Origin of the sequence: Mycobacterium marinum (genome assembly GCF_003391395.1) — a bacterium.
Classification (GTDB): domain Bacteria; phylum Actinomycetota; class Actinomycetes; order Mycobacteriales; family Mycobacteriaceae; genus Mycobacterium; species Mycobacterium marinum.
Genome location: NZ_CP024190.1, coordinates 1317698 through 1340739, shown reverse-complemented (window position 1 = coordinate 1340739; position 23042 = coordinate 1317698). Strand labels below are relative to the sequence as shown.

Annotated in this window: 16 protein-coding genes; 5 read left to right on the top strand and 11 right to left on the bottom strand. The window is 65.9% G+C overall.

The window, feature by feature from the left end; genetic code table 11:
• Positions 1–14: 14 nt before the first annotated feature.
• Positions 15–2540 carry an ATP-binding cassette domain-containing protein gene (locus CCUG20998_RS05650; protein WP_103653738.1) on the top strand — a complete coding sequence of 842 codons (2526 nt, stop codon included), beginning with the start codon at positions 15–17 and terminating at the stop codon, positions 2538–2540.
• A gap of 43 nt (positions 2541–2583) precedes the next feature.
• Here CCUG20998_RS05650 and CCUG20998_RS05645 read toward each other — a convergent pair whose 3' ends face one another.
• The 9 genes from CCUG20998_RS05645 to CCUG20998_RS05605 all read right to left on the bottom strand — a co-directional run bounded on the left by CCUG20998_RS05645 (position 2584) and on the right by CCUG20998_RS05605 (position 14497).
• Positions 2584–3849 carry a phytoene desaturase family protein gene (locus tag CCUG20998_RS05645; protein WP_103653739.1) on the bottom strand — a complete coding sequence of 422 codons (1266 nt, stop codon included), beginning with the start codon at positions 3847–3849 and terminating at the stop codon, positions 2584–2586.
• Between the two features lie 40 nt (positions 3850–3889).
• Positions 3890–6337 (bottom strand): bifunctional aminotransferase class I/II-fold pyridoxal phosphate-dependent enzyme/GNAT family N-acetyltransferase, encoded by a 2448-nt coding sequence (locus tag CCUG20998_RS05640; protein WP_036457343.1) that lies wholly within the window; start codon positions 6335–6337, stop codon positions 3890–3892.
• Positions 6338–6374: 37 nt separating this feature from the next.
• Positions 6375–8321 carry an AMP-binding protein gene (locus CCUG20998_RS05635; RefSeq protein ID WP_240642852.1) on the bottom strand — a complete coding sequence of 649 codons (1947 nt, stop codon included), beginning with the start codon at positions 8319–8321 and terminating at the stop codon, positions 6375–6377.
• Positions 8322–9009: 688 nt separating this feature from the next.
• Positions 9010–9558, bottom strand: coding sequence for a pentapeptide repeat-containing protein (locus CCUG20998_RS05630; protein ID WP_020727342.1), 549 nt, complete (start codon positions 9556–9558; stop codon positions 9010–9012).
• 8 nt (positions 9559–9566) lie between these two features.
• On the bottom strand, positions 9567–10169 hold the full coding sequence (locus CCUG20998_RS05625) for a GTP-binding protein (protein ID WP_020732040.1): 603 nt from the start codon (positions 10167–10169) through the stop codon (positions 9567–9569).
• Complete coding sequence (locus tag CCUG20998_RS05620) at positions 10150–10536, bottom strand: DUF742 domain-containing protein (protein ID WP_015354764.1); 387 nt, start codon at positions 10534–10536, stop codon at positions 10150–10152. The genes CCUG20998_RS05625 and CCUG20998_RS05620 overlap by 20 nt, the downstream gene beginning before the upstream one ends.
• Positions 10512–10943, bottom strand: coding sequence for a serine protease inhibitor (locus tag CCUG20998_RS05615; RefSeq protein ID WP_011740748.1), 432 nt, complete (start codon positions 10941–10943; stop codon positions 10512–10514). The genes CCUG20998_RS05620 and CCUG20998_RS05615 overlap by 25 nt, the downstream gene beginning before the upstream one ends.
• The gene (locus CCUG20998_RS05610; RefSeq protein WP_172607108.1) at positions 10940–13675 is read right to left on the bottom strand and encodes an ATP-binding protein; all 2736 of its coding nucleotides are present in this window, start codon (positions 13673–13675) and stop codon (positions 10940–10942) included. Before CCUG20998_RS05610 ends, CCUG20998_RS05615 begins: the two co-directional genes overlap by 4 nt.
• A 216-nt stretch (positions 13676–13891) precedes the next feature.
• Positions 13892–14497 carry a class I SAM-dependent methyltransferase gene (locus CCUG20998_RS05605; protein ID WP_038578960.1) on the bottom strand — a complete coding sequence of 202 codons (606 nt, stop codon included), beginning with the start codon at positions 14495–14497 and terminating at the stop codon, positions 13892–13894.
• Between the two features lie 67 nt (positions 14498–14564).
• Here CCUG20998_RS05605 and CCUG20998_RS05600 point away from each other — a divergent pair, with 67 nt between their 5' ends.
• Together CCUG20998_RS05600 and CCUG20998_RS05595 are read left to right on the top strand one after the other, a co-directional pair.
• Entirely contained in the window at positions 14565–15029 is a 465-nt protein-coding gene (locus CCUG20998_RS05600) for a tRNA (cytidine(34)-2'-O)-methyltransferase (protein ID WP_012393046.1), read from the top strand.
• Positions 15030–15209: 180 nt separating this feature from the next.
• Positions 15210–17027 (top strand): PE family protein, encoded by a 1818-nt coding sequence (locus CCUG20998_RS05595; protein WP_103653741.1) that lies wholly within the window; start codon positions 15210–15212, stop codon positions 17025–17027.
• An 11-nt stretch (positions 17028–17038) separates the two neighbouring features.
• Here CCUG20998_RS05595 and CCUG20998_RS05590 read toward each other — a convergent pair whose 3' ends face one another.
• Positions 17039–17683: a nitroreductase family protein gene (locus CCUG20998_RS05590; RefSeq protein WP_020732035.1), complete on the bottom strand. Its 645-nt coding sequence runs from the start codon at positions 17681–17683 to the stop codon at positions 17039–17041.
• Positions 17684–17715: 32 nt separating this feature from the next.
• On the opposite strand from CCUG20998_RS05590, the gene CCUG20998_RS05585 reads away from it, so the two are divergent.
• Positions 17716–18126 carry a TIGR03667 family PPOX class F420-dependent oxidoreductase gene (locus CCUG20998_RS05585; RefSeq protein ID WP_020732034.1) on the top strand — a complete coding sequence of 137 codons (411 nt, stop codon included), beginning with the start codon at positions 17716–17718 and terminating at the stop codon, positions 18124–18126.
• Between the two features lie 75 nt (positions 18127–18201).
• Here the strand turns inward: CCUG20998_RS05585 and CCUG20998_RS05580 are convergent, their stop codons facing one another.
• Entirely contained in the window at positions 18202–21504 is a 3303-nt protein-coding gene (locus CCUG20998_RS05580; RefSeq protein ID WP_036457479.1) for an error-prone DNA polymerase, read from the bottom strand.
• A gap of 200 nt (positions 21505–21704) precedes the next feature.
• On the opposite strand from CCUG20998_RS05580, the gene CCUG20998_RS05575 reads away from it, so the two are divergent.
• Positions 21705–23036, top strand: coding sequence for a wax ester/triacylglycerol synthase domain-containing protein (locus CCUG20998_RS05575; protein WP_172607262.1), 1332 nt, complete (start codon positions 21705–21707; stop codon positions 23034–23036).
• Positions 23037–23042: the final 6 nt, after the last annotated feature.

Genomic DNA, 23042 nt, shown 5'->3' with positions numbered 1-23042 from the left:
ACTAGGGTGAAGTGATGACGCGAGCTCAGCGGCCGGTGCTGACGGTCCGGTCGGGCCCGTCGCAGCGCAGCTTTGCTGCCGGCCCCGACGTGATCGTCGGAAGTGATCTGCGCGCCGACCTGCGCGTCGCGCATCCGCTCATCGACCGCGCGCACCTGCTGCTGCGCTTCGAGCAGGGCAGCTGGGTCGCAATCGACAACAACTCGCAAAGCGGAATATATGTGGACGGGCGTCGAGTCCCGCTGATCGACATCCGCGACGGGCTGGCCATCAACCTGGGCCGACCCGACGGGCCGCGCATCACGTTCGAGGTGGGACATCACCAGGGGGTGATCGGGCTACTGCCGCCGCCGGAGACCATGCCCGGAGTCGACCCGGCCGACCGGCCGCCGTCGGGCGGCCCACCCCCCTCGGGGCCTGGGTACCGGCCGGGGCCGCCCAGCTATCCCAGCCGTCCCAGCTGGCCGTCCCCGCCGCCCGACCGTCCACCCGACCCGGTCGCCAGCGCCCAGCTCACCAGCGCCATACCGCTGCTCCCGCCGCCCGCCCGGCCAGGTGCGCACACCACCGCCTCGCACTACCCGGACCGAACGGTCGACGTCCTGGGCGCCGACTCGGGCCTTGCGCCCGCGCTTGCCGACACCATCTCGATCGGCCGCGCTGCCAGCAACGACATCGTCGTCTCCGACGTGCTGGCGTCGCGCCATCACGCGTTTTTGACACCGACCCGGATCGGCACCGAGATCCGCGACGCGCACAGCATCAACGGCACCTTCGTGAACGGAATCCGCGTCGGGTCAGCGATCCTCAGCGACGGCGACATCGTCACCATCGGGAACGTCGACCTCGCCTTCACCGGGGGCACCCTGGCGCGCCATACCCAAGTGGCCACCCGCGCCGGCGGACTCGAAGTCAACGCGGTCAACTTCAGCATCAACGGCAACGGGCTGCTCGACAACATTTCGTTGACCGCCCGACCCGGTACCTTGACCGCCGTGATCGGCGGCTCCGGGGCCGGCAAGACCACCCTGTCGCGGCTCATCGCCGGCTACACCAGCCCCAGCTCGGGCACGGTCACCTTCGAGGGCCACAACATCCACGCCGACTACGCGTCCTTACGCAGCCGGATCGGGATGGTCCCCCAGGACGACGTCGTGCACCGAAAGCTCACGGTCAACCAGGCCCTCGGATATGCCGCCGAGCTTCGGTTGCCACCCGACACCAGCAAACAGGACCGCGCCCAGGTCGTCACCGGCGTGCTCGACGAACTGGGGCTGACCCAGCACGCCGACACCCGAGTCGACAAGCTGTCCGGCGGACAGCGCAAGCGCGCGTCGGTGGCGCTCGAGCTGCTCACCGGACCATCGCTACTGATCCTCGACGAGCCGACCTCCGGCCTGGACCCGGCACTGGACCTGCAAGTCATGATGATGCTGCGGCAACTGGCCGACGCCGGGCGGGTGGTGCTGGTGGTAACCCACTCGCTGACCTATCTCGATATCTGCGATCAGGTGCTGTTGATGGCGCCCGGGGGCAAGACGGCGTTTCTCGGTCCGCCCGATCAGATCGGCCCAACCATGGGCACCACCAACTGGGCCCACATCTTCGCCAAGGTGGGCGCCGATCCGGACGAGGCCAATCGCCGCTTCCTGGCCCAGCAGCGCGCCGCAGCACCCGCGCAGCCGCAGACGCCCACCGACCTCGGCGCGCCCGCCCACACCAGCGTGCCGCGCCAGTTCTCCACCATCACCCGCCGACAGGTTCGGCTGGTGATCGCCGACCGCGCCTACTTCACCTTCCTGGCGATCCTGCCGTTCATTCTGGGGACGCTGTCGCTGACGGTTCCGGGTGACACCGGGTTCAGCATTGCTGACGCGACCAGTCAGACACCCGACGAAGCCGCCCAAATTCTGAATCTGCTCAGCATTGCCGCGGTCTTCATGGGGACCGCGCTGACCATTCGCGACCTGATCGGTGAGCGCGCCATCTTCCGTCGCGAGCAGGCCGTGGGTTTGTCGACGTGGGCCTACCTCAGCGCCAAGGTGTCGGTGTTCTGTGCGTTTGCCGTCGCCCAGGCGGCGATCGCGACCGGCATCGTGTTGCTGGGCAAAGGCGCACCGACGCAACCTGCGGTACTGCTCGGCAATCCGAGTTTCGAGCTGTTCACCGCCGTCGCGGCGACCTGCATGGCATCTGCGATTCTCGGACTGCTGCTGTCCTCGATCGCGCGCTCGAATGAGCAGATCATGCCGCTGCTGGTGGTGTCGCTAATGCTCCAGTTGGTCCTCGCCGGCGGCGTCGTGCCGGTGACCGATCGGATCTTTCTTGACCAGCTGTCGTGGCTGACACCCGCCCGCTGGGGCTACGCCGCGTCGGCGGCCACGGTTAATCTGCGAGAACTGGTGCCCGGCTCGATGAGCCCCGAGGACAGCCACTGGACGCACTCGACGACGGCATGGCTGTTCGATATGGCGATGCTTGCCGCGCTGTCGGTGGTCTACTCGGCGGTGGTGTGGTCGCGCATCCGGCTCAAGCGGTGAGCAGCACAGTCGCCTAGTGCATCAGCCCATCCGACGCAGATCCTCATCGGCGCAACTGCTTGATGGCCAGATCCGCCGCCATCTTTCCGGACAGGCACGCCGCGCCGGCGTGTTCGCCGGCGGGACCGACTGAGGTACCGATGAAATAGGTGTCGCGCGCCGCGTCGTAGCTGGGCAGGCCGGCAAAGCCGGTGGGCGGGACAAAGGGGCTCGGCGCGCTGCGCAGGCCGAGCCGGCTCGCGTACTCGCCTGGGCTCAGGAACCGCTGATAGATCAGCGCGTCCTTGAATCCGGGCAGATCTTTGTCGATCGTTGCCACGGCATGGGCGGACAAGTCCTGGCGTCGCTGCGCGGATGGATCACCCTCACCCCGTGGTAGTGGAATGAAGGCGTTGATCGTGTAGTGGTCGCGCGGTTGCGGCAGATCGGATCGAAAGATGTGAAAGCTTGGCCGCGAACTAGGTTGCCCGGCATCGAGTTTGCGGAGTTCTTCGCCGATGTCCTGCTGCAGCCAGGCGATGGTGTGATAACCCCGGGGATAGGTAAAGCCTTTGCGAACCGCAAAAAGCAGCAGCGCGAACTCCATCCCGGCCTTGGTGGTTTTCGGGAACTCGCTCCACCGCCCGGCACTGGATAGGACGACTCGCGCAGAGACCAAGGCGTCCGAGGTATGAACGCGCTTTTGCGCCCCGACGCGCTCGACTTGCGTGCTGTGGCAACCAAGCCACAGCTCGCCTCCGAGCGCCTCGAAGCGTTGGACCATGGCCGCGATCATCGCGGCCGGTCCGCCGACCGGGGTATAGCTCTTCTGGTAGCGGTAGCCGAGTTCTTTGGAGTAGGCCTGGCCCACCTGCTCGACCGTCAGGTCGTCGGGGGAACGCAGCAGCGCATACGCGGGGATAGCAGCGGCCGCCATCAGAAGCCGGTCTTGAACTGCGCCGTCGATCAGTTGGCCAAGCGTTTGGCCCGGGTCCTTGCGTACGGTTCGGAATGCCGAGAAAAGCGCGGGCAGGCGCCGGGCCACCGTTGCCAGGGTTGGCAGGGTTGGCGGCATTTCAATGCGCTGCTCGCCGAGATGGAATCGCGCCGCGGGCGTGCGAAACTCCGTGCCGACGCCCAGCTCCTCGAGGTGACGGACCAATCCGCCACCGAAGTCGTTGCAACCGGTGACGAACTCATATCCGTCCAGGGTGAACGTCCCGCACAGCCCGCCGGGAACTTCCCGACGCTCGACGACGAGAGTGCGAATGCCATTGCGCTGCAAGTTGATGGCTGCGGTCAGACCAGAAATGCCACTACCAATCACCACGGCGTCGAATTGAGGGGGGCATCCGGATCTTGGCACGATATTACTGAGTAACCGCGGCCATCGCCGCCATTACATCCATGGCAAACGTGTCCCGGGTTTGATGGTAGGCCACCTTTTCCGTCTGATCCGCCCCGACCTTCTTTTTCTCTTCGTCGGACGACAGTCCCAAGCTGACGTGCTCGTATCCGAGCAATCTGGCGCGCCGCACCGCCTGGTACATGGCCTGGCGGTAAACGCCGAATTTGCGATTGTATTCGTAGTCGATTCCCACAATTACCCAGTGATAGCCCAGCTTGCCGCGGTAATTCCACGAAACAGCTACTGGAAGACGTTCCGCCCGGTCATCGTAGTCCGCCTTCAAACGTAGCACTACGAATTCCCAATTTTCTTGCGCCACCAGCGATTTCAAGATGTCCGACGGATATTGGAATATGTTGATGCTCAAGTTGCGCTTCGCCACGTTCAGATACAGGCGGTATGCCCACTCCTGCTCCTCGGGCGACAACTCGGATTTCGTCTCCACTTCGTACATGTGCTCGTACGGAATGAACTCCTGCCGCATGTGCCGTCTTCTGCGCGTGCTCGGCAGCGCCTGCAGAAACTCGTCGCGGGTCTCCCATCGCATGTTTTCGATGGCGTTACTCAGGGGCATATCAATCTTCACGAAGCCTTCGTCGGTAAGCACTCGACGGATATCGTCGTCGGCAGCGTCGAAGTCGCGTAGCAGTAGTGCCGTAGCGTTGCGTTCCCGCTGCCGCACAAGCACGTGACCGAGCAGAAATCGGATTACCTCCGGCCAATCCTCGCGACTGCGATCCACGTAGAGATGCTGCCCCTCGGAGAGCAAGCACCCCATGCCCATCGTCCGGCTGGTGAGATACATCGGATCCTGTTTCCGCTTCTCCTCGATCTGGGCCGAGATCGAAGGCTGGGCGAAAATATCATCCTTATACACCGAGGTGGTAAAGAACGTCGCCAATAACGGCCGCCCCGAACCGTCCCGCACAATAAAGTAGTCAAAGTCCCAGCGTTCTTCTGGCCGTGTTCGGCCACCAAACGCCTGCTCCAATGCCAGGCAACCGGCGGCGTCAAAAATGCCCGCACTGCCGAGCAGGCTATTCCATTCGTCAGCATCAATTTCTCGGATGCTCGTGGCATGGTCCAGTCGATGCGTAGTTTGGCGCGTCGAATGGGGGTGGGATGCCCCATTGATCTTGTGCGTCGGCGGCTCCAGACCGAATTGTCTCCGAACGTCCGCTTCGCTCACGCACTCGTCCTTCAAACCGGCCCGAAAATTCCGTGCGACCGCCGCAACAAACTGCTCAATGTCATCGGGCTCCAGCTGCCGCTGGATGGTGAATCTCAGTCCGGTGTTCTTGACCGGAACCACGGGAAATGTGCTGAGGTTGCAGTAGTAGCCATCATCGAGCATCCGCTTGACCACATTAATGCCCAGCTTCGGGGTACCGAGACAGACAAAATTTATCGGCGTGTGCGTATCGGAGAGAATCGGAAGGTCGTATTCCTGGAGCAGCGCACTGCAGCGGCTGATATTGTCCGCCAACGCCCGCTGCATATCGTAGATTTCGCCGCTGAGATGAATGCGGGCACAGGCGATCGCGGCCCCGGTCACCGGTGGTGACAACGGGTGTGAGTAGCTGAACGGACCCCCGAACATCCGTACCTTACGTTGCGCCTCGGCATTGGGGAAGACCGCAAATCCCCCGGTACAGCCGAAACCCTTGGCCAGAGTGGAGACAAGGATGGTGCGCGGGTGCATGCCGAAGTCACCATAAACACGTCCGGACCCATGGGTGCCATACCAACTCATCCCGTGCGCATCATCGATGTAGAGATGCAGCTGTTCGTACTCTTGCATCAATTCATGAAGTTTCAGCATGGGCGCGACATCACCGTACATGGAATAGACGCCGTCGATCAGGTACCAGATTTGGCGGCGCTTGTTGCCAAATTCCTTGAGCTTGTCCTCGAGCATGTCGAGATTGCTATGCCGAATCATCTCGACCGGAACGCCTTTAGCTCGCGCAATATTCGCCGCGTGCTGCACACTGAAGTGGACGCTTTGATCGAGGATTATCGCGTCGTTGGCGGTAAGAAGCGTCGGCAGAATAGAGATATGGCAGGCGGAGGTGGAAGAATAGACCAGGACGGGTTTGTCGTCATAGATTTTGCTCAGCTCGTGCTCTAGAACCTCATTGATACCCGCGGACAAATAGCCGCGTGATACCGAGAACTGCAGGCCATAGCGATCCAAGAAGGCGAACCCCGCCTCCTTTAGCCTCGGATCCTGCCCCAGGCTCATATAGCTGCAGGTGCCAAAGTTCAGGAATTTGCGTCCACCAATTTCGAGATGCCTCTCGATGGGAACGTCGGTGTCGGTGACAAAGTACATGACACCGCGATTTTTCGCATCCGTGAGTATTTCATCGACAACATCGTAGGGATCTTGGTGGCGGATCTGCGCCATCGATTCCTCCTGGAGAAGATGCGTGATTTCTAATTGATTAGTTGGCGAGCGTATCCACGAGATCTCTGATGGTCAGGAGCGGCAATATTTCCATCGGGACTTCAATGTCCCAGTCGGCCTTGATTTTCTTAGCCAAAGCTGCGCCATCGATGGAATCAAAACCATAGGCGGCTAGATTGTTGCCGCTCTCCAGTTCTTCGGGGCTCAGATTCAACAGCTCGAGGAGGTACTGCTCCATCGCGCGATACTTTGGCGATCGCGCGCCACCATCAGGTTGCTGCGGCGTCGACGATATCGTCGCGGTACTGACACGGTCGCCGAGAATCGGCAGCTGATCGGTCAACAGCAGCTGTTTGCACAGTTGCCGCTGGATCTTGCCACTGGAGGTCTTGGGAATGGCGCCGCGGGCCAAGAGAACCAGCCGGTAGGGCACCACCTCGTGGTGGCTGGTGATGGCCTGAAGAATCGAGTCCATCGCACTTTCCAGGGTGTCTTGCGCTGGATCGTCTGCCGCGATTTCCGCGGCGACGCCCAGTCGCTCTTCACCATCGACCTCCAGCGTGAAGGCGGCGCAGTATCCGGACCGGATGGCGGGGTGGGATTGCTCGACCGAGAATTCGATGTCTTGCGGGTAGTGGTTGACTCCGCGCACGATCACCAGGTCCTTCAGCCGACCCGTCACGTACAGGTCGCCATCTTGCACAAAACCCAGGTCGCCCGTACGCAAGTACTTTCCATGGCCCGCGACGTTGCCGAAGCAGTCTTGGCTTGCGCCGGCACCGTTGAAGTAGCCCCGGCTGATATTGGGTCCACGCACCCAGATCTCGCCCACTTCGTCGGCAGCGCATGGCTGTTGTGTCTGCGTCGAGACAATGGCCAGCTCTACTTCTGGACCTGCCGGACCGCAGCAGACAACCTCCGCCAAAGGCGTTGCGGAAATGTCACATTCCACGACCCGGCCCTCGTTGAGCTGGCGCTGGTCCAGCGTCAATGTCTTGACTGTGGGCCCGCGCCAGCCGGTCACGAACAACGTGGCTTCGGCCAGACCGTAACCGGGCCGAAGGGCGTCCGGCCGCAGCCCGAACGGGGCAAACGCGGCCAGGAAGCGGCGCATCGTTTCCGCCCGCACCGGCTCAGCGCCGCAGTTCAATGCCTTGACGCTACGCAGGTCCAGCCCCTCGCGCTGAGCTGGCGTGCTTTGCTCCACGCAGAGATCGAAGGCGAAGTTGGGCGCGCCGCTGTTGGTACCGCGGTACTGGGTGAGGCAGCGAAGCCAACGCAGCGGATCCTGCACAAAGGCGGACGGGGGCATCGAAACCACCGTGGCCCCCAGATAGAGCGCTTGTAGCGCCATGAAGATCAACCCAAAGTCGTGATACTGAGGGAGCCAGGAGACAAGCAACTCATTTTGGTCTTGTTCCCAACGCCGCTCGATCTGATGGGCATTGGACAGCAAGTTGGCCTGGGTGAGCATCACCCCTTTGGGCTGTCCGGTCGAGCCAGAGGTGTACTGCAGCAGCGCCGCGCTCTCGGGCGCATACCGCGGGGGTTGCCAGTCGGCCCGGTCGGCGCTGGCGTCGTCGGTGTTCAGCCAGGTCAGCCCCGAAAGCCCGTCGGGCAGGGTGCGCACGTTTGATTGAGAGTCCACCGACGGCAGGTCAGTCAAGAAGACGCGCGCCTGCGCATCTCGCGCAATGGCCTGCAGTCGCAGCAATGCCGGCCCCAACTTGTTCATATTCGGAACCGGCACCGGCACCGCTACCGCGCCGCTGTACAGGCAGGCGACCAGCCCCACTGTCATCTCGATGTTGTCGCGACTGGCCAGGATCACCCGCTCGCCTTGCGCCCCCCGCGCCTGCAGCACCGCCGCCAGATGGGCGGCGCGCGCGTGCAGCCCTTCGTAGCTGATCACCGTGCCGGGCCCCTCACCTCGGGGCAAAAAGCGCACCGCGTCGGTGGCCGGGTTGGCCTGTATGGCGCACATGACGGCCTCGGCGGCCGTCCGATCTTTGGCTGTCGGCCTCGACATATCTGCTCATTTCTCTGCGGTTAGAGTTTGGCGCCGCCAGCACTACCTTCGAGCGGCTCTACGATCGAGATCACGCGATTTCCGCACCACCGTGACGGAGCCCATCGCGCCTGGGCGACAACCGATTTCGGCGATATATCTGGCGGCGTTTCCGGCTAGGCCGGGCGGGCGGCCAGTACCCTTAGGGCGGGCAACACATCAGCACGCCCCGTTGAGTCGAATTGCGGGTGCCGCGATTCGGATCAGTGGTGCGCGGGGCCGCGTATCCACACCGGGGCGAAACCGCCATCGTGAATCGCCCACGCCAACGCCCGGCGGTAGAGCTCAAAGACACTACGGGAGAATGCATTCCAGCAGCTCCCGAACAAACCTGCAGCAACCCCGATCCCCATGCGTATGGAGTTAACCGCACCAGGATTGACATCGTCAAGCGATGTGAAAGAACTTGAGGATCCCGCACGTCGCGCCGCGGTCTCCGGGTCCTCGTAACGGTCAGACTTTCGTTGCGGACAAACATGTTTCACATCCGGGCGGCCGGAGCACGTCTCAAAATTGAGATGAACCGGTGTCCGGCAGTGGCGACTCGCACCCATTGGCGTTTCGTGCGCTCGGCCCAAGGACGGCCCCGGGCCGTCCGGTGAGGTCACGAGTCCAGGCGAAGGCCGTGCGCCAAGGCGAAGGACAACGCTTGCGGCACGTCGATACGCGCACCCGCCAACGAGGCGCTTCGCCACAACGACGGGTCTAGGTTCGCACCGCGCAGATCCGCGTCGTCGAGCTTGGTGCCGTTGGTGCGTGCCCCACGTAGGTCGGCGCCGCGCAGCACACTCTTGCGCAAGTCGGTCTCGACCAGGCTGGCCTCGCGCAACCGGCAGCCACTCAAGTCGACGCCCCGCAGGTCGTTACCGCCGAGCACCGCCAGGGTGAAGTCGACCTCGTCGAGAACCAGCGGCCGCATCCGGCAGCTGACGAACACCGAGCCCAGCATGCTGCATTGGGCAAATGTGCTGTGCCACAGCGTGGTGCGCTCAAAGCTGCAGTTGCGAAACGCCGACCCTCGGTGTTCGGATTCGGTCAGATTGACTCCGCCGAAGTTGCATTCGCTGAACACAACTCGTTCGGTGCGCAGCCGGCTCAGATCCTCGTCGCGAAAGTCCCGGCCGGTGAATTCGCAGTCGACCCAATGCTCCACTTGCGGTTTCAAGGACGCTGGCCGCCTGCTGCTGTCAGGCTGGCCAATGCGTATTCGCTCAGCGCGATCAGCGCGTCGGTGGCTGACCTGCGGTCGCGGGCGTCGACGGTGATCACCGGTACCTCGGCCCGCAACATCAGCGCTTTGCGCACCTCGGCAATGGGATACTTTTGCGCACCGTCGAATTCGTTGATCGCAATCAGGAATGGCAGGTTGCGGTGCTCGAAGAAGTCCACTGCGGCGAAGCTGTCCTGCAGCCGCCGACAGTCGACCAGGACAATCGCGCCGATAGCGCCGCGTACCAGGTCGTCCCACATGAACCAGAACCGGCGCTGGCCCGGGGTCCCGAACAGGTAGAGCACCAGGTCCTCGCCCAGGGTGATGCGGCCGAAGTCCATGGCGACTGTCGTGGTCCGTTTGTCCGGGGTGGCCTCGAGCATGTCGACACCGACCGACGCATCGGTAACCATCGCCTCGGTGCGCAGAGGCATGATCTCCGAAACCGCGCCGACGAACGTGGTCTTGCCGGACCCGAATCCGCCCGCAACGACGATCTTCGTCGATGCGGTGCCGCGCGCCGCAGAGTGCGCCTCAGAGTGCTTTAAGGCCACGCAGGGTCCTTCCTATGAGTTCGTGGCGCTCATCGCGGGTCGAACGCTCGGTCAAGGTCGCATGCACCCGAAGGTAATCGGAGGTGACCAAATCACCCACCAAGACTCGCGCGACACCCACTGGCAGATCCAGACGGGCGGAGATTTCCGCCACCGAAGGACTGGTGAGGCACAACTGGACAATCCTGCCCCGCACGTCGCTGGGTTGCCACCGGCGCGCCAGACCCGCGCGCGATGTCTGCACCGGCGCTTCCAACGGAAGGTCGATGTCGGTTCCGGTACGGCCGGCCGTCAGCGCGTACGGGCGGACCAGGCTGGCCTCCCGCGCGGCTTCCGGCGCGGCTAGCGGCGGGTCGCGTCTGTCCATTGCGGCGCGGGCCTCGCGCGGCGGGAGGACTGCACGACGCTGCCGACCCGCTCGGCCAGCAGCGCCATTTCGTATCCGATCTGGCCGATGTCGCATCCGGTCACCGCCAGCGCCGCCAGATGCGAGCCGTCACCGACGCGCATCAGCAACAGAAAGCCGTTCTGCATCTCGACCACCGATTGCAGCACCTGTCCGCCCTCGAACAGCTGGGCGGCGCCGCTGGCCAGGCTGGACAGCCCGGAGGCCACCGCGGCCAGCTGGTCGGCGCGCTCGCGCGGCAAGTACTCGCTGGCGGCGACCGGAAGACCGTCGACCGACACCAACAAGGCGTGGGCCACCCCGGGAACCTCACGGGCGAACTTGGACACCAGCCAGTCCAGCGGGCTGTCCGACAAACGGGTGTTCATTGTTGATCCGGTTCCTGACTGGCTCTATGGGCATGTGCCCGTCCGGTGTGCACACCGCCGAAATGACTGCTCATGGATGCCCGAACCGCATTGGGGTCACGCATGGCGGCCGTGTGCTGGGCGGGCTGATCGGGTGGTAGTCCGCGGTCGGACGCCGGCGGCCGATCCGCCTCGTCCTGATTGGGCTCGTCGGAGTCGGCGGCACCCGGCACCAGCCGAGCACCCGGGGTACGCACCGGCAGGCCGTGATCCGTCCGGGACTGCACCGGTGTTTCCTGGGCCTCGGCGGCCGCCGACCAGCCGCGGTCCCATACCGACCGCCAATCCAGGTCGGCGCTATTGGCCAGCTCATGCGGATCACTGGTCATCTCGGACAACATTTTTTGGTAGATCGAGTCGTCGCGGACGGGGTCGGCCGGTGCCGACGGCGGCCCGGGTTTGACCGAAGGTGCCGGTTCACCGGGCCCCGCGCCGGCGGCCGGCGATCGCCTGGCAAAAAATGCGGCGGTGTCGGATTGTTGCGGCGCCGCTTGTTCCGGTCGCCCCACGGGTTGCGCGGTTTCCCACCAGGGTGTCTTCAGCTCACGGCGGCGCCGTGGCGGCTGCTGTTGTTCGGGCTGCTGGCCGGGGACGTCGGCAATGCCACTAGATCCGGGATTGCGCCGCGGCAGCAAACTGACCGGGGGAAGCGGTGGGACGGCGGTGCTGTCGCCGGTGGGCGCGGACCCGGCGGCATCCGGCGCGGGGGCAGGCTCCGAACTCGGAGGTCTGACCACAAACGCGCTCCGCTGCGGCGGCTGACCGGCCGCGGGTCCCGGCCGCTGGCCGTCCACCAAGACGGTCCGCGGCAGGTAGACCTCGGCAGTGGTGCCGCCGCCGGCCTCCCCGGTTGACGGGCCGCGCAACCCCACCCGAATCCCGTGCCGCGCGGCCAACCGGCCCACCACAAAAAGGCCCATGTGTCGAGCGTTGGCGGGAGTCACCTCGCCACCGGAGTGCAGTCGCATGTTGGCCATGCGCCGATCCGACTCGGTCATGCCCAGCCCGGAGTCCGCGATCCGCAGCAGGACCCCTCCCTCACTGCCACGCACCGCCGATACTCGAACCGGCGCGGTCGGCGGCGAATAGTTCAGCGCGTTGTCGATCAACTCGGCGAGAAGATGAATCACGGCACCCGCCGCGGCACCGATCACCGTGCAGTCGGCCACCCCCCCGGTTTCGACGCGCCGGTAGTCCTCGACCTCGGAGACGGCGGCGCTGATCACTGTCAACAGCGGCACCGGCTCACGGTGGTCACGCGAAATCTGCGCACCCGCCAGCACCAGCAGGTTCGCACTGTTGCGACGCAGCCGAGCAGCCAGGTGATCCAGCCGGAACAGGGTGTCGAGGCGGTCGGGATCCTCCTCGTTGCGCTCCAGCCCGTCGATGAGCGCCAACTGCTGATCCACCAGGGACCGGCTGCGCCGCGACATGGTCTCGAACATGTCGTTGACCAGCGATCGCAGTCGCGCCTCGTCCCCCGCCAGCACCAGGACCTGGGCGTGCAGCTCATCGACCGCGTGCGCGACCTGACCGATCTCCTCGGTGGTGTAGACCGGCAGTGGCTCCGGAATCGGCTCGGCGCCCTCCCGCACCTTCGCGATCTCACCCTCGAGGTCGGTGTGAGCGACCTTCAACGCACCGTCGCGCAGCTGGCGCAGCGGCCGGACCAACGCACGCGCCACCAGGAGCACCACGACCACCGCGACCAGGATGGCGCCCAACACCAACACGGTGTCGCGAATCGCGGCGTCACGCCGAGCGCTGGCCCTGGCCTGCACCGCCTTGGTGACCGACTCGGTGGCGTCGTTGATGACCTGCTCGGCGATCCCGCGGGTGATCTGGATCGACTGCAGCAGCTGGGGGTTACCCGCCAGCACGCTGTCCGGATCCGAGATGATCGCCATCCGGGTCACCATCTGCTGGTGCAGGGTCTTGGCGTCCGGTGAACCGACGCCGAGCACCTCGGTCATTCCGAACAGCGTCGAAGGTTCGGTGCCGGCGAGGGTGATCATCGAGTTGCGCAACTGCGCCTCGGGAGCTTCAGCGCCGCGAGTCACCAGGATTTCTTGCAGGGTCATCTGCCCGCGGGCGCCGACGGCCCTGCTCAAACCCTGAACTTCGGCCCGGATCTGCTCGTTGTCGACGCGTACCGAGGCGTTGATGGCGTCCTCTGCCGTCAGCAGCAGCGGCACATAGGCCGTGACGCGATCGCGCAAACTGATGGTGTTGGCCAGCGTCTGGTCCAGCAGCGCCTGCCCGCCGTTCAGCACGGAGTTGACCCCCGAGCGAACGTCGCTGAGCACGTTGGTGTTCGCCAACCTGGTCTGTAGCTCGTTTTTCCGGGCCGCAAAGTTCTTCTTGGGTCCCTCGACATCGCGTCCGGTGGAACTGGCCAGCAACGCGACATCGAGTGCCGACATGTACTTGGTGATGGCCGGTATGACGTCGGCACGAGCATCCGCCAGCCGCAGACCGCTGGAGTTGGCCATCCCGCCATGGATCCGCAATCCACCCAACACCATCGCCAGCAGCAGCGGCACCACCGCGATGGCGACGACCTTCCACCCCACCGGCCAGTTGCCCAACGACCAGGCGGGCGGGCGTTTGGGTGGAGCAGATTCGGCGCCGCTGGCAACGGGTGCGCCGGGGGCCGCCTCGACCGGTGTGGTCGGGCGGGCAAACATTGTCATGGGATTACGGCCGTGCTACCGGCCGCAGCCCCGATGTGTCCTGCTCGAACAAACCAGAGAACCATGCAAACTTCCCGCTAAATTTCGCCCGCCCGAACAGCTGGGCGCCAAGCAACGCCTGGCAATTCGACGAGTATGACAGCCCAGAGCCGTGGTCTCCATAATTGTTACCGAGCAGATAACCTCGGCCGCAACAGGCCCGCGGGCCGCCGGAGCCTAGGCCGGGCGAAGCAGCGCGACCAGGAAGTCGCAGTCATCGGTGAACGGTCGCAGATCCCAGGTGGATAGCAGCAGATCGGGCACCAACCCGGCGGCTTGCGCGTCGTCGAGGAAGTCGGCGAACGCGTAGTCGCGGCCCGCGCCGAAGCCGATCACCGCTCGGCCGTCGCTGCGCAGGTGCGCACGTAGCCGGCCGAGCACTCGAGCCCGGGTGCTCGGGGCCAGGAATGTCATCACGTTGCCGGCGGAGACGATTACGTCGAACGGCTCGGCAATGCCGCGCGCGGGCAAGTCAAGCTCGGCGAGGTCGCCCACGAGCCACTGCGGGCCGGGATAATCCTGCTCGGCCGCTTCGATGAGCGCCGGATCGACGTCCACGCCGACCACCCGGTGACCGGCCGCGGCCAGATGACGACCCAACCGGCCGGGGCCGCAGCCCGCATCGAGGATGTGGGCACCGCGCGGCGCAATCGAGTCCACCAGGCGTGCCTCGCCGACCAGGTCTTCGCCCGCGCGGGCCATGGCCCGGAACCGCTCGATATACCAGCGCGAATGTCCGGGATCGGCAGCAACCTTCTGCATCCAGATGCTCTGCTCGACCATGCGAGCATTATCGCCCGGGTACGAGCGCCGGGCGTGGGCGGCCGGCTTAGCGGAAGGATGGCGTGTTGTGTTCAAGCTGCTGTTCTACTCGCCTCGCATCGCCCCCAACACGGGCAACGCCATCCGGACCGCGGCCGCGACCGGCTGTGAGCTGCATTTGGTAGAACCGCTGGGCTTCGATCTGTCCGAGCCCAAACTCCGGCGAGCCGGGCTCGACTATCACGACTTGGCCTCAGTCACTGTCCACGGCTCCCTCACGCAGGCGTGGGACGCACTGCTACCGGCGCGGGTGTTCGCCTTCACCGCCGGGGCCAGCGTCACGTTCTCCGACGTCGACTTCCGGCCCGGCGATGTGCTGATGTTCGGGCCCGAGCCCACCGGCCTGGACGCGGCGACGCTGGCCGACGCGCATATCACCCAACAGGTGCGTATCCCCATGCTGGCGGGCCGGCGCTCGCTGAATTTGGCCAACGCCGCGGCCGTCGCGGTGTATGAGGCGTGGCGGCAGCACGGCTACCCGGGGGCGCTCTAGCGGCACGTCACGAGGCAGACCGGGCTGCAACCGGCCGGACTTCGACGCTCCGCCATCCGCCGACCTGTGAGTTTTCTGCCAATCAGCTGCAGAAATCCCGTAAGGGGAATCGGGTGCCCCCAACCGCCTTACCGTGCTGGAAATTTCCGGCTCCGGATGTGACGTCCCGAAAGGACAGCAATGTCGTCAATGGCGGTATTCCCCGAGGCGGTATCGGCTGCGGCGGCTGACGTAGCAAACATCGGCCAGGCGCTGAGCGCGGCAAATGCGGCCGCAACGGTTCCCACCACCAACCTGCTGGCCGCCGGCACCGACGAGATATCGACGGCGGTGGCATCCCTGTTCTCCGGCCACGGCCAGGCCTATCAACGGCTCGCCAACCAGCTGATGGCCTTTCACGAACAATTCGCCCAAGCGCTCACCGCCGGCGCGAGCGCCTACACCGGCGCCGAGGCAACCAACGCCTCACCCCTGCAGACCGTGGAACAAAACGCCCTGGGCCTGATCAACGCGCCCACCCAAACCTTGCTCGGCCGCCCCCTGATCGGTGACGGCGCCGCCGGCACCGCCACCAACCCCAACGGCGGCGCCGGCGGCCTGCTCTACGGCAACGGCGGTGCCGGCTTCAACAACGGCGCCACCGCCGGAGCCGCCGGCGGCAACGGCGGCAACGCCGGACTGATCGGCAACGGCGGGGCCGGCGGCAACGGCGGTGCCGGCGCGGCCGGGGGAACCGGCGGCAACGGCGGTGCCGGCGCGGCCGGGGGAACCGGCGGCAACGGCGGCTGGCTCTACGGAAGCGGCGGTGCCGGCGGCGCCGGAGGCAACGCCCTGGTCGCCGGCGGCACCGGAGGCAACGGCGGCGCCGGCGGCACCGCCGGACTATGGGGCAACGGCGGCGCCGGCGGACACGGCGGCAGCGGCCTAGCCGGCAACAGCGGCGTCAACCCCACCCCCACCCATGACACGGCCCTCAACGGCGCCGACGGCGACAGCAACATCTACGACGCCGCCACCAACACCGTCTCCGCGACCCCGGGCACCGACGGCGCTGCCGGCGGAGCCGGTGTCACCGGTGGAAATGGCGGGGCCGGCGGCTCCGCCTCCCAACCCGTCACCAGCCTTACCGCGACCGCCAGTGACGGCGGCAACGGCGCGCAAGGCGGCCAGGGCGGTGCCGACGGTGGCACCGGTGGTGTCGCCGGCGTCGCCGCCTCCTACAACGGTGTCGCCATCGGGGGCAACGGAGGCAACGGCGGCACCGGCGGCACCGGTACGGACGGCCTAGCCGGCAGCGGGGGCAGTTCTGGTGGCGCGGGAGGACGCGGCGGCTGGCTGATCGGCAACGGTGGTGCCGGTGGCGCCGGCGGTGCCGGTGGCGCCGGCGGTAACGGTGCCATCGGTGGCGACGGCGGAGCCGCCGGCTTTACCGGCTCCAACAACGACAGCGCGGCCTCCACCTTGTACGGGGCCCACGGCGGCACCGGCGGTGATGGCGGTGCCGGCGGCACCGGTGGGCATGGCGGAGCCGGCGGTGCCGGTGGCGCCGGCGGCGTCGGCGGCGACGGCGGATGGCTGATCGGCGACGGCGGTGCTGGCGGACAGGGCGGTGTCGGCGGCATGGGCGGCACCGGTGGCGCGGGGGGTTCCGGCGTCGCCGGCGCCCATGGCGGCAACGCCACGAGCGCGATAGCGGCATTCGGTGGCGACGGCGGGGCGGGCGGCGATGCCGGTCATGGCGGCATGGGTGGCGACGGCGGCAACGGCGGCCAGGGAGCCAGCGGTGGCCGCGGCGGGCTACTGCGCGGCGCACAGGGCGTCACCGGAACCGCCGGTGACGGCGGTACCGGCGGTGACGGCGGTCTGCATGGCGCCTTCGGCGCGGGCGGCGATCCGGGCACCGGTGGTGGTCAGGGGTCTGATGGCAAGCTCGGCGCCAACGGCCTCGGTGGCGCCGCCTTCGACGGCGCCCGCGGCACCGACGGCAACCCGGGCTGACGCGGCGCCGACTACCAGCTGTTCCAGTGCGTCAGGCGGTCGGCGGGCAGCCGCTTGGCCGGGCGGAAGTCGGTGCCTTTGGTGTAGGCGATCGGGAACAGCCCGCCCTGGCTGTAGTCGTCGTAGGGGATGCCAAGGACGTCGGCTACCTGCCGCTCACCGTCGGCCAGCAGATGCAGTGTTGTCCAGCATGAGCCCAATCCGCGGGACCGTAGCGCCAGACAAAAGCTCCAGACCGCCGGAAACAGCGAGGCCCAGAAGGACACTCCGCCCAACGGCGATTTGTCTTCCCGGCCCTGGATGCACGGGATCATCAGGACCGGCGCCTCATGCATGTGCTCGGCGAGGTAGGTCGCGGAATCCCTGACCTTGCCCATCCGCTCACCCCGAGTGTCACCCTCGGCGTACTCGGGTGCCGGCATGCTCAGGTAGCTGCGGGCCCGGGCCAGGTAGACGTCGGCGATCGCCTTCTTCTTGTCCGCATCTTCGACAAACACCCACTGCCAACCCTGCGAGTTGGAACCGGTGGGCGCCTGCAGCGCCAGATCGAGGCATTCCATCAACACTTCGCGCGCCACCGGCTTGTCGAAATCGAGTCGCTTGCGGACCGAACGGGTCGTGGTCAGGACTTCGTCGACGGACAGGTTGAGGGTCATGTCGCGGAGATTACCCCCCTATATTCAGCTTCATGGGTATCGAACTGACTCAAGAGGTTTCTGACAGGCTGGCCTCCGACCACTACGGGTGGCTGACCACCGTCGCCAAATCTGGACAGCCAGTGCCGCGACTGATCTGGTTCTACTTCGACGGAGCCGACCTCACGGTGTACTCGATGCCCAAGGCGGCCAAGGTCGCCCATATCCTGCAGCGCCCCCACGTCAGCCTGAATCTCGATTCCGACGGCAACGGCGGGGGCATCATCGTGGTCGGCGGGACGGCTGACTTGGCAGCCACCGATGTCGACTGCCGCGAAGACGAGCCGTACTGGGCCAAGTACCGCGACGATGCCGCGAAGTTCGGTCTGACCGAAGCGATGGCTTCCTACAGCACCCGACTCAAGATCACCCCGACCCGAGTGTGGACGACGCCGACGGGCTGAGGTTCGACTCGCCAAGGTGCGGGTCTGCACAACGACACGCCGCTTTGGCGGGCATTCTGCGCACGTTCGGGCGCACTAGCGGAAGTCACGGGAACGCGAGCCGACCGCCAGGCTGATGCGCCCCATCCGCTCCGCCACGACGGTGACTGCGCCACTGGCGTTTTGCACCTGACCACGGATGAGCAGTGCGGGCGCCGTATTCGCCAGTTTGCGATGTCGCACCCACACCCCCGGCGTACAGAGCACATTGACCATCCCGGTCTCGTCTTCCAGGTTGATGAACGTCACCCCCTGGGCCGTCGCGGGTCGCTGTCGATGGGTCACCGCGCCGGCGATCAGCACCCGCTCCCCGTCGGGCACCGAGAGCAGCGCAGCTGCGGCCAACACCCCCAAGGCGTCCAGGTCTGCTCGCAGAAACTGGGTCGGGTAGCTGTCCGGGGAGATGCCGGTGGCCCACACGTCGGAGGCGGCCAGCTCCAGCTCACTCATTCCCGGCAGCGTCGGGATGTGCGATGACGAGCCCACCCCGGGCAACCGGTCCGGCCGTTGGGTGGCCGCGGCCCCGGCCGCCCACAGCGCCTCCCGCCGCGACATCCCGAAACAGCCCAGCGCTCCAGCCGTCGCCAGCGCTTCGGTCTGCGGCACGCTGAGCTGCACTCGCGATGTCAGATTCAGCAGGGAAGCGAACGGCCCGTTGTCGTTTCGTTCCGCGACCAGACTTTCGGCGAGGTCATCTCCGATATGGCGGACGGCTCCCAGACCGAGGCGGACCTGCATTCCGGCATTCTCCAGAGTGGCGTGCGCCAGGCTCGCATTGACATCGGGCCCGTGCACCAATACACCGTGCCGGCGGGCGTCGGCCACCAGCGACTGTGGTGAATAGAAGCCCATCGGCTGAGCCCGCAGTAACGCGGCGCAGAACGCCGCGGGGTGGTGCAACTTGAACCACGACGAATAGAACACCAGCGACGCGAAGGACAGTGCATGGCTTTCGGGGAAACCGAAATTCGCGAACGCCTCCAGCTTTTCGTAGATCCGATCGATCACCTCGTCCGGGGCGCCATGCAGCGCGCGCATACCGTCGTAGAACCGGCCGCGCAGTCGGCGCATGCGCTCGGTCGAGCGCTTGGATCCGATGGCGCGCCGCAGCTGGTCGGCCTCGGCGGCGGAGAAGCCCGCGCAATCGACGGCCAACTGCATCAGCTGTTCTTGGAAAAGCGGCACTCCCAGCGTCTTACGCAACGCCGATTCCATGGACGGGTGCTCGTAGACGACCGGGTCGATACCGTTGCGCCGCCGGATGTAGGGGTGTACCGACCCGCCCTGAATGGGCCCGGGCCGGATCAGCGCGACCTCTACCACCAGGTCATAGAACACTCGGGGCTTGAGTCTGGGCAACGTGGCCATCTGAGCCCGTGACTCCACCTGGAACACACCGACGGAGTCGGCGCGGGCCAGCATCTCGTACACCGCCGGTTCGGAAAGGTCCAGCCGGGCCAGATCCACTTCGATGCCTTTGTGCTCGGCCACCAGGTCTCTCGCGTAATGCAGAGCCGAGAGCATGCCCAGCCCGAGCAGGTCGAACTTCACCAACCCGATTGCCGCGCAGTCGTCTTTATCCCACTGCAAAACACTGCGATCGGCCATGCGCGCCCATTCCACCGGGCACACGTCGGCGATCGGGCGGTCGCAGATCACCATGCCACCGGAATGAATACCCATATGCCGTGGCAGATTCCGAATCTGGGCTGCCAGATCGATCACCTGCTCGGGAATGCCCTCGACATCGTCGGGCGTCGCGTTCCAGTGGCCGATCTGTTTACTCCAGGCATCCTGCTGGCCCTGCGAGAAGCCCAGCGCGCGAGCCATATCGCGCACCGCGCTGCGCCCCCGGTAGGTGATGACGTTGGCGACTTGAGCGGCATAGTCCCGGCCATATTTGTTGTAGACGTACTGAATGACCTTTTCCCGCTGATCCGACTCGATGTCGATATCGATGTCGGGCGGTCCGTCGCGCTCGGGTGACAAGAAGCGTTCGAACAGGAGCTCGTTGGCTATCGGATCCACAGCGGTGACACCGAGGGCATAACAGACCGCGGAGTTGGCCGCCGATCCCCTGCCCTGGCACAGAATGTCGTTACGTCGGCAAAACTGGGTGATGTCGTGTACTACCAGGAAATAACCCGGGAAGCTCAGTTGTGCAATGACTTTCAGCTCATGCTCGATCTGGGCGTAAGCTTTCCTGGCCCGCGGCGACCGCTCGGTCGAACCGTAGCGCTCGCGGGCACCCGACATGACCAACGACCGCAACCAACTGTCCTCGGTGTGCCCGCCGGGCACATCGAACGGCGGCAGCCGCGGCGCGATGAGCGCCAGCCCGAACGCGCACTGCTCGCCGAGTTCGGCGGCGGCGGTCACCACGTCGGGCCGCTGCGCGAACAGCCGGGCCATTTCCGCGCCGGAGCGCAGATGCGACCCGCCCAGCGGCGCCAGCCACCCGGCCGCGGAGTCCAGGGACTGGCGGGCCCGGATGGCCCCCATCGCCATGGCCAGCCGGCTGCGCGCCGGATGGGCGAAATGCGCCCCGGTCGTGGCAACGACGCCAACACCAAAGCGGGGCGCCAGCCCGGCCAGCATCGCGTTGTTCTCGTCGTCGAGCGGGTGACCGTGGTGGGTTAGCTCGACGCTGACCCGGCCGGCCGTGAACCGGTCCACCAGATCGGCCAGCGCCCGCTCCGCCGCATCCGGCCCACCTTGACGAAGCGCTTGGCGCACATGACCTTTCCGGCATCCGGTCAGGATGTGCCAGTGCCCGCCCGCGGCCTCGGTCAGCGAGTCGAAGTCGTAGCGTGGCTTGCCCTTCTCACCGCCGGCCAGATGCGCCGCGGCCAGTTGCCGTGACAGCCGCCGATAGCCTTCCGGACCTCGGGCCAGCACCAGTAGATGCGGTCCGGGCGGATCCGGCTGCTCGGTGCGGGCCTCCGGCCCCAGCGACAGCTCGGCACCGAACACGGTGCGCACGCCGAGCCCGCTGGCCGCTTCGGCGAACCGCACCGCCCCGTACAGGCCGTTGTGATCGGTCAGCGCCAGGGCGCGCAGATCCAGGCGGGCGGCTTCCTCGACCAACTCTTCCGGCGTGCTGGCGCCATCGAGAAAGCTGTACGCCGAATGCGCATGCAACTCGGCGTATGCGATGGACGAGTCGACCCGGTTGGCGTCCGGCTTGGGCGCATACGTCTCGCGCTTGCGCGACAACGGACCGTCCCACCCGGCCTCGGCCGTGGGGCCGGCCGCATCCGGCACGCCGGCATGACGCGGCTTGCCATCCAGCACCCGCTCCATTTCCGCCCAACTCGGCGGGCCATTGCCCCAGCCCACACCCACAGCTTATCGAAAGTATGTTCGAATACCGAGGGGGGTCGGAGCGAGCGATCGCTCAGCACAAAAGTGAGGCATATCACCGCTGTTAAACACATCTTTAACTGAAAAACACGTTCTTAACCTGGCAGGCCTATCGCGCCCAACGCATCGGGACAAATACTGGTACTGATTCACAAACTGACGGGTGGGGACTTGTGATAGCACAATTGACGACACTGGACGCTGGCCTGCGCAGGGCCCAAGAACCGGACTGGGACGCAAGCCTGGCAATCGGCGCAGTCGCCGTGATCAACGGCGCCGTTCCCGACTTCGAACTTCTCAAAACGACTCTGGCACAGCGGCTTAGGTCAATCCCCCGGCACGCGCAGGTGCTGCGGACGCAGTGGATCGACCAACCCGAATTCGATTTTGACGCGCACATCCAACGGGCGGCGCTGCCCGGGCCGGGCGACGAAGCGGAACTGTTTCGGGCCATCGCACACGCCCTGGAACGCCCCCTCGACTTGGACCGTCCGCTCTGGGAATGCTGGGTAATCGAGGGCATCGAGCACAATCGGTGGGCGATCCTGCTCAAGCTCCACCACAGCATGGCCGACGGTATTTCGGCGGTCCAGATCCTGACCAGACTCTGCGACGACGCCGACCACACCGGCGCAAATCATGTTGCCGTTAAACCGGTTCCGGATTCAGATGCGGGCGCGCGCAGCTGGCCGGACTCCCTTGCCACAAACATCGTCAAGGCGGCCGCGCGTGCCGTCAGCTGGCCCACGATGTGGTTGTCGTCGGCCGATTCGCCGATCACCATGCGCCACTACACCGCGGTTCGCTTTCCGCTCGCCGACGTGGACCGGGTGTGCCGCAAGTTCGGGGTAACCGCCAACGATGTTGCGCTGGCAGCCATCAGCGAGGGCTTTCGGACGATGCTGCTGCACCGCGGTGAACAGCCCCGCGCCGACTCACTGCGCACGCTGGAGAAACCCGCCAACCAGATCTCGGCCCTGCTGCCTTACCTGCCGGTCGACCAGAATGACCCGATCACCCGACTGCGCACCGTGCACAGCCAGCTGAACCCGGCCCCGGCCGCGGTCCGCACGAAATCCGCCAGTCTTGCCGATTACACGCCTCTTGCATTGTGCACCAAAGCTATTCAGACCTTGGTACGTCTCCCCCAGCGAAGTGTCGTGACGCTGGCAACCGATGCGCCAGCGCCGCGCCACCGGCTCCAGCTGATGGGACAACCGATGGAGCAGGTGCTGCCGATCCCGCCGACTGCTCCGCAGCTGAGCACCGGAGTTGCCGTGCTCTGCTACGACGACGAGCTGGTATTCGGCATCACCGCCGACTACCAGGCCGCGACCGACCTGCGACAGCTTGCCGCCGGTATCGAACGAGGGATGGCGCAGCTGGTGGCGCTCAGCCAGGACTCCGTTCTGCTGTTCGGCAAAGACCGCCGCAAGCGCAGGCACCGCAGCCGGCCCGGCGGGGTGGCGAGGCGGACGTTGGTGTCGCCGGCCCGGGTGCGACGCTGACCCGAA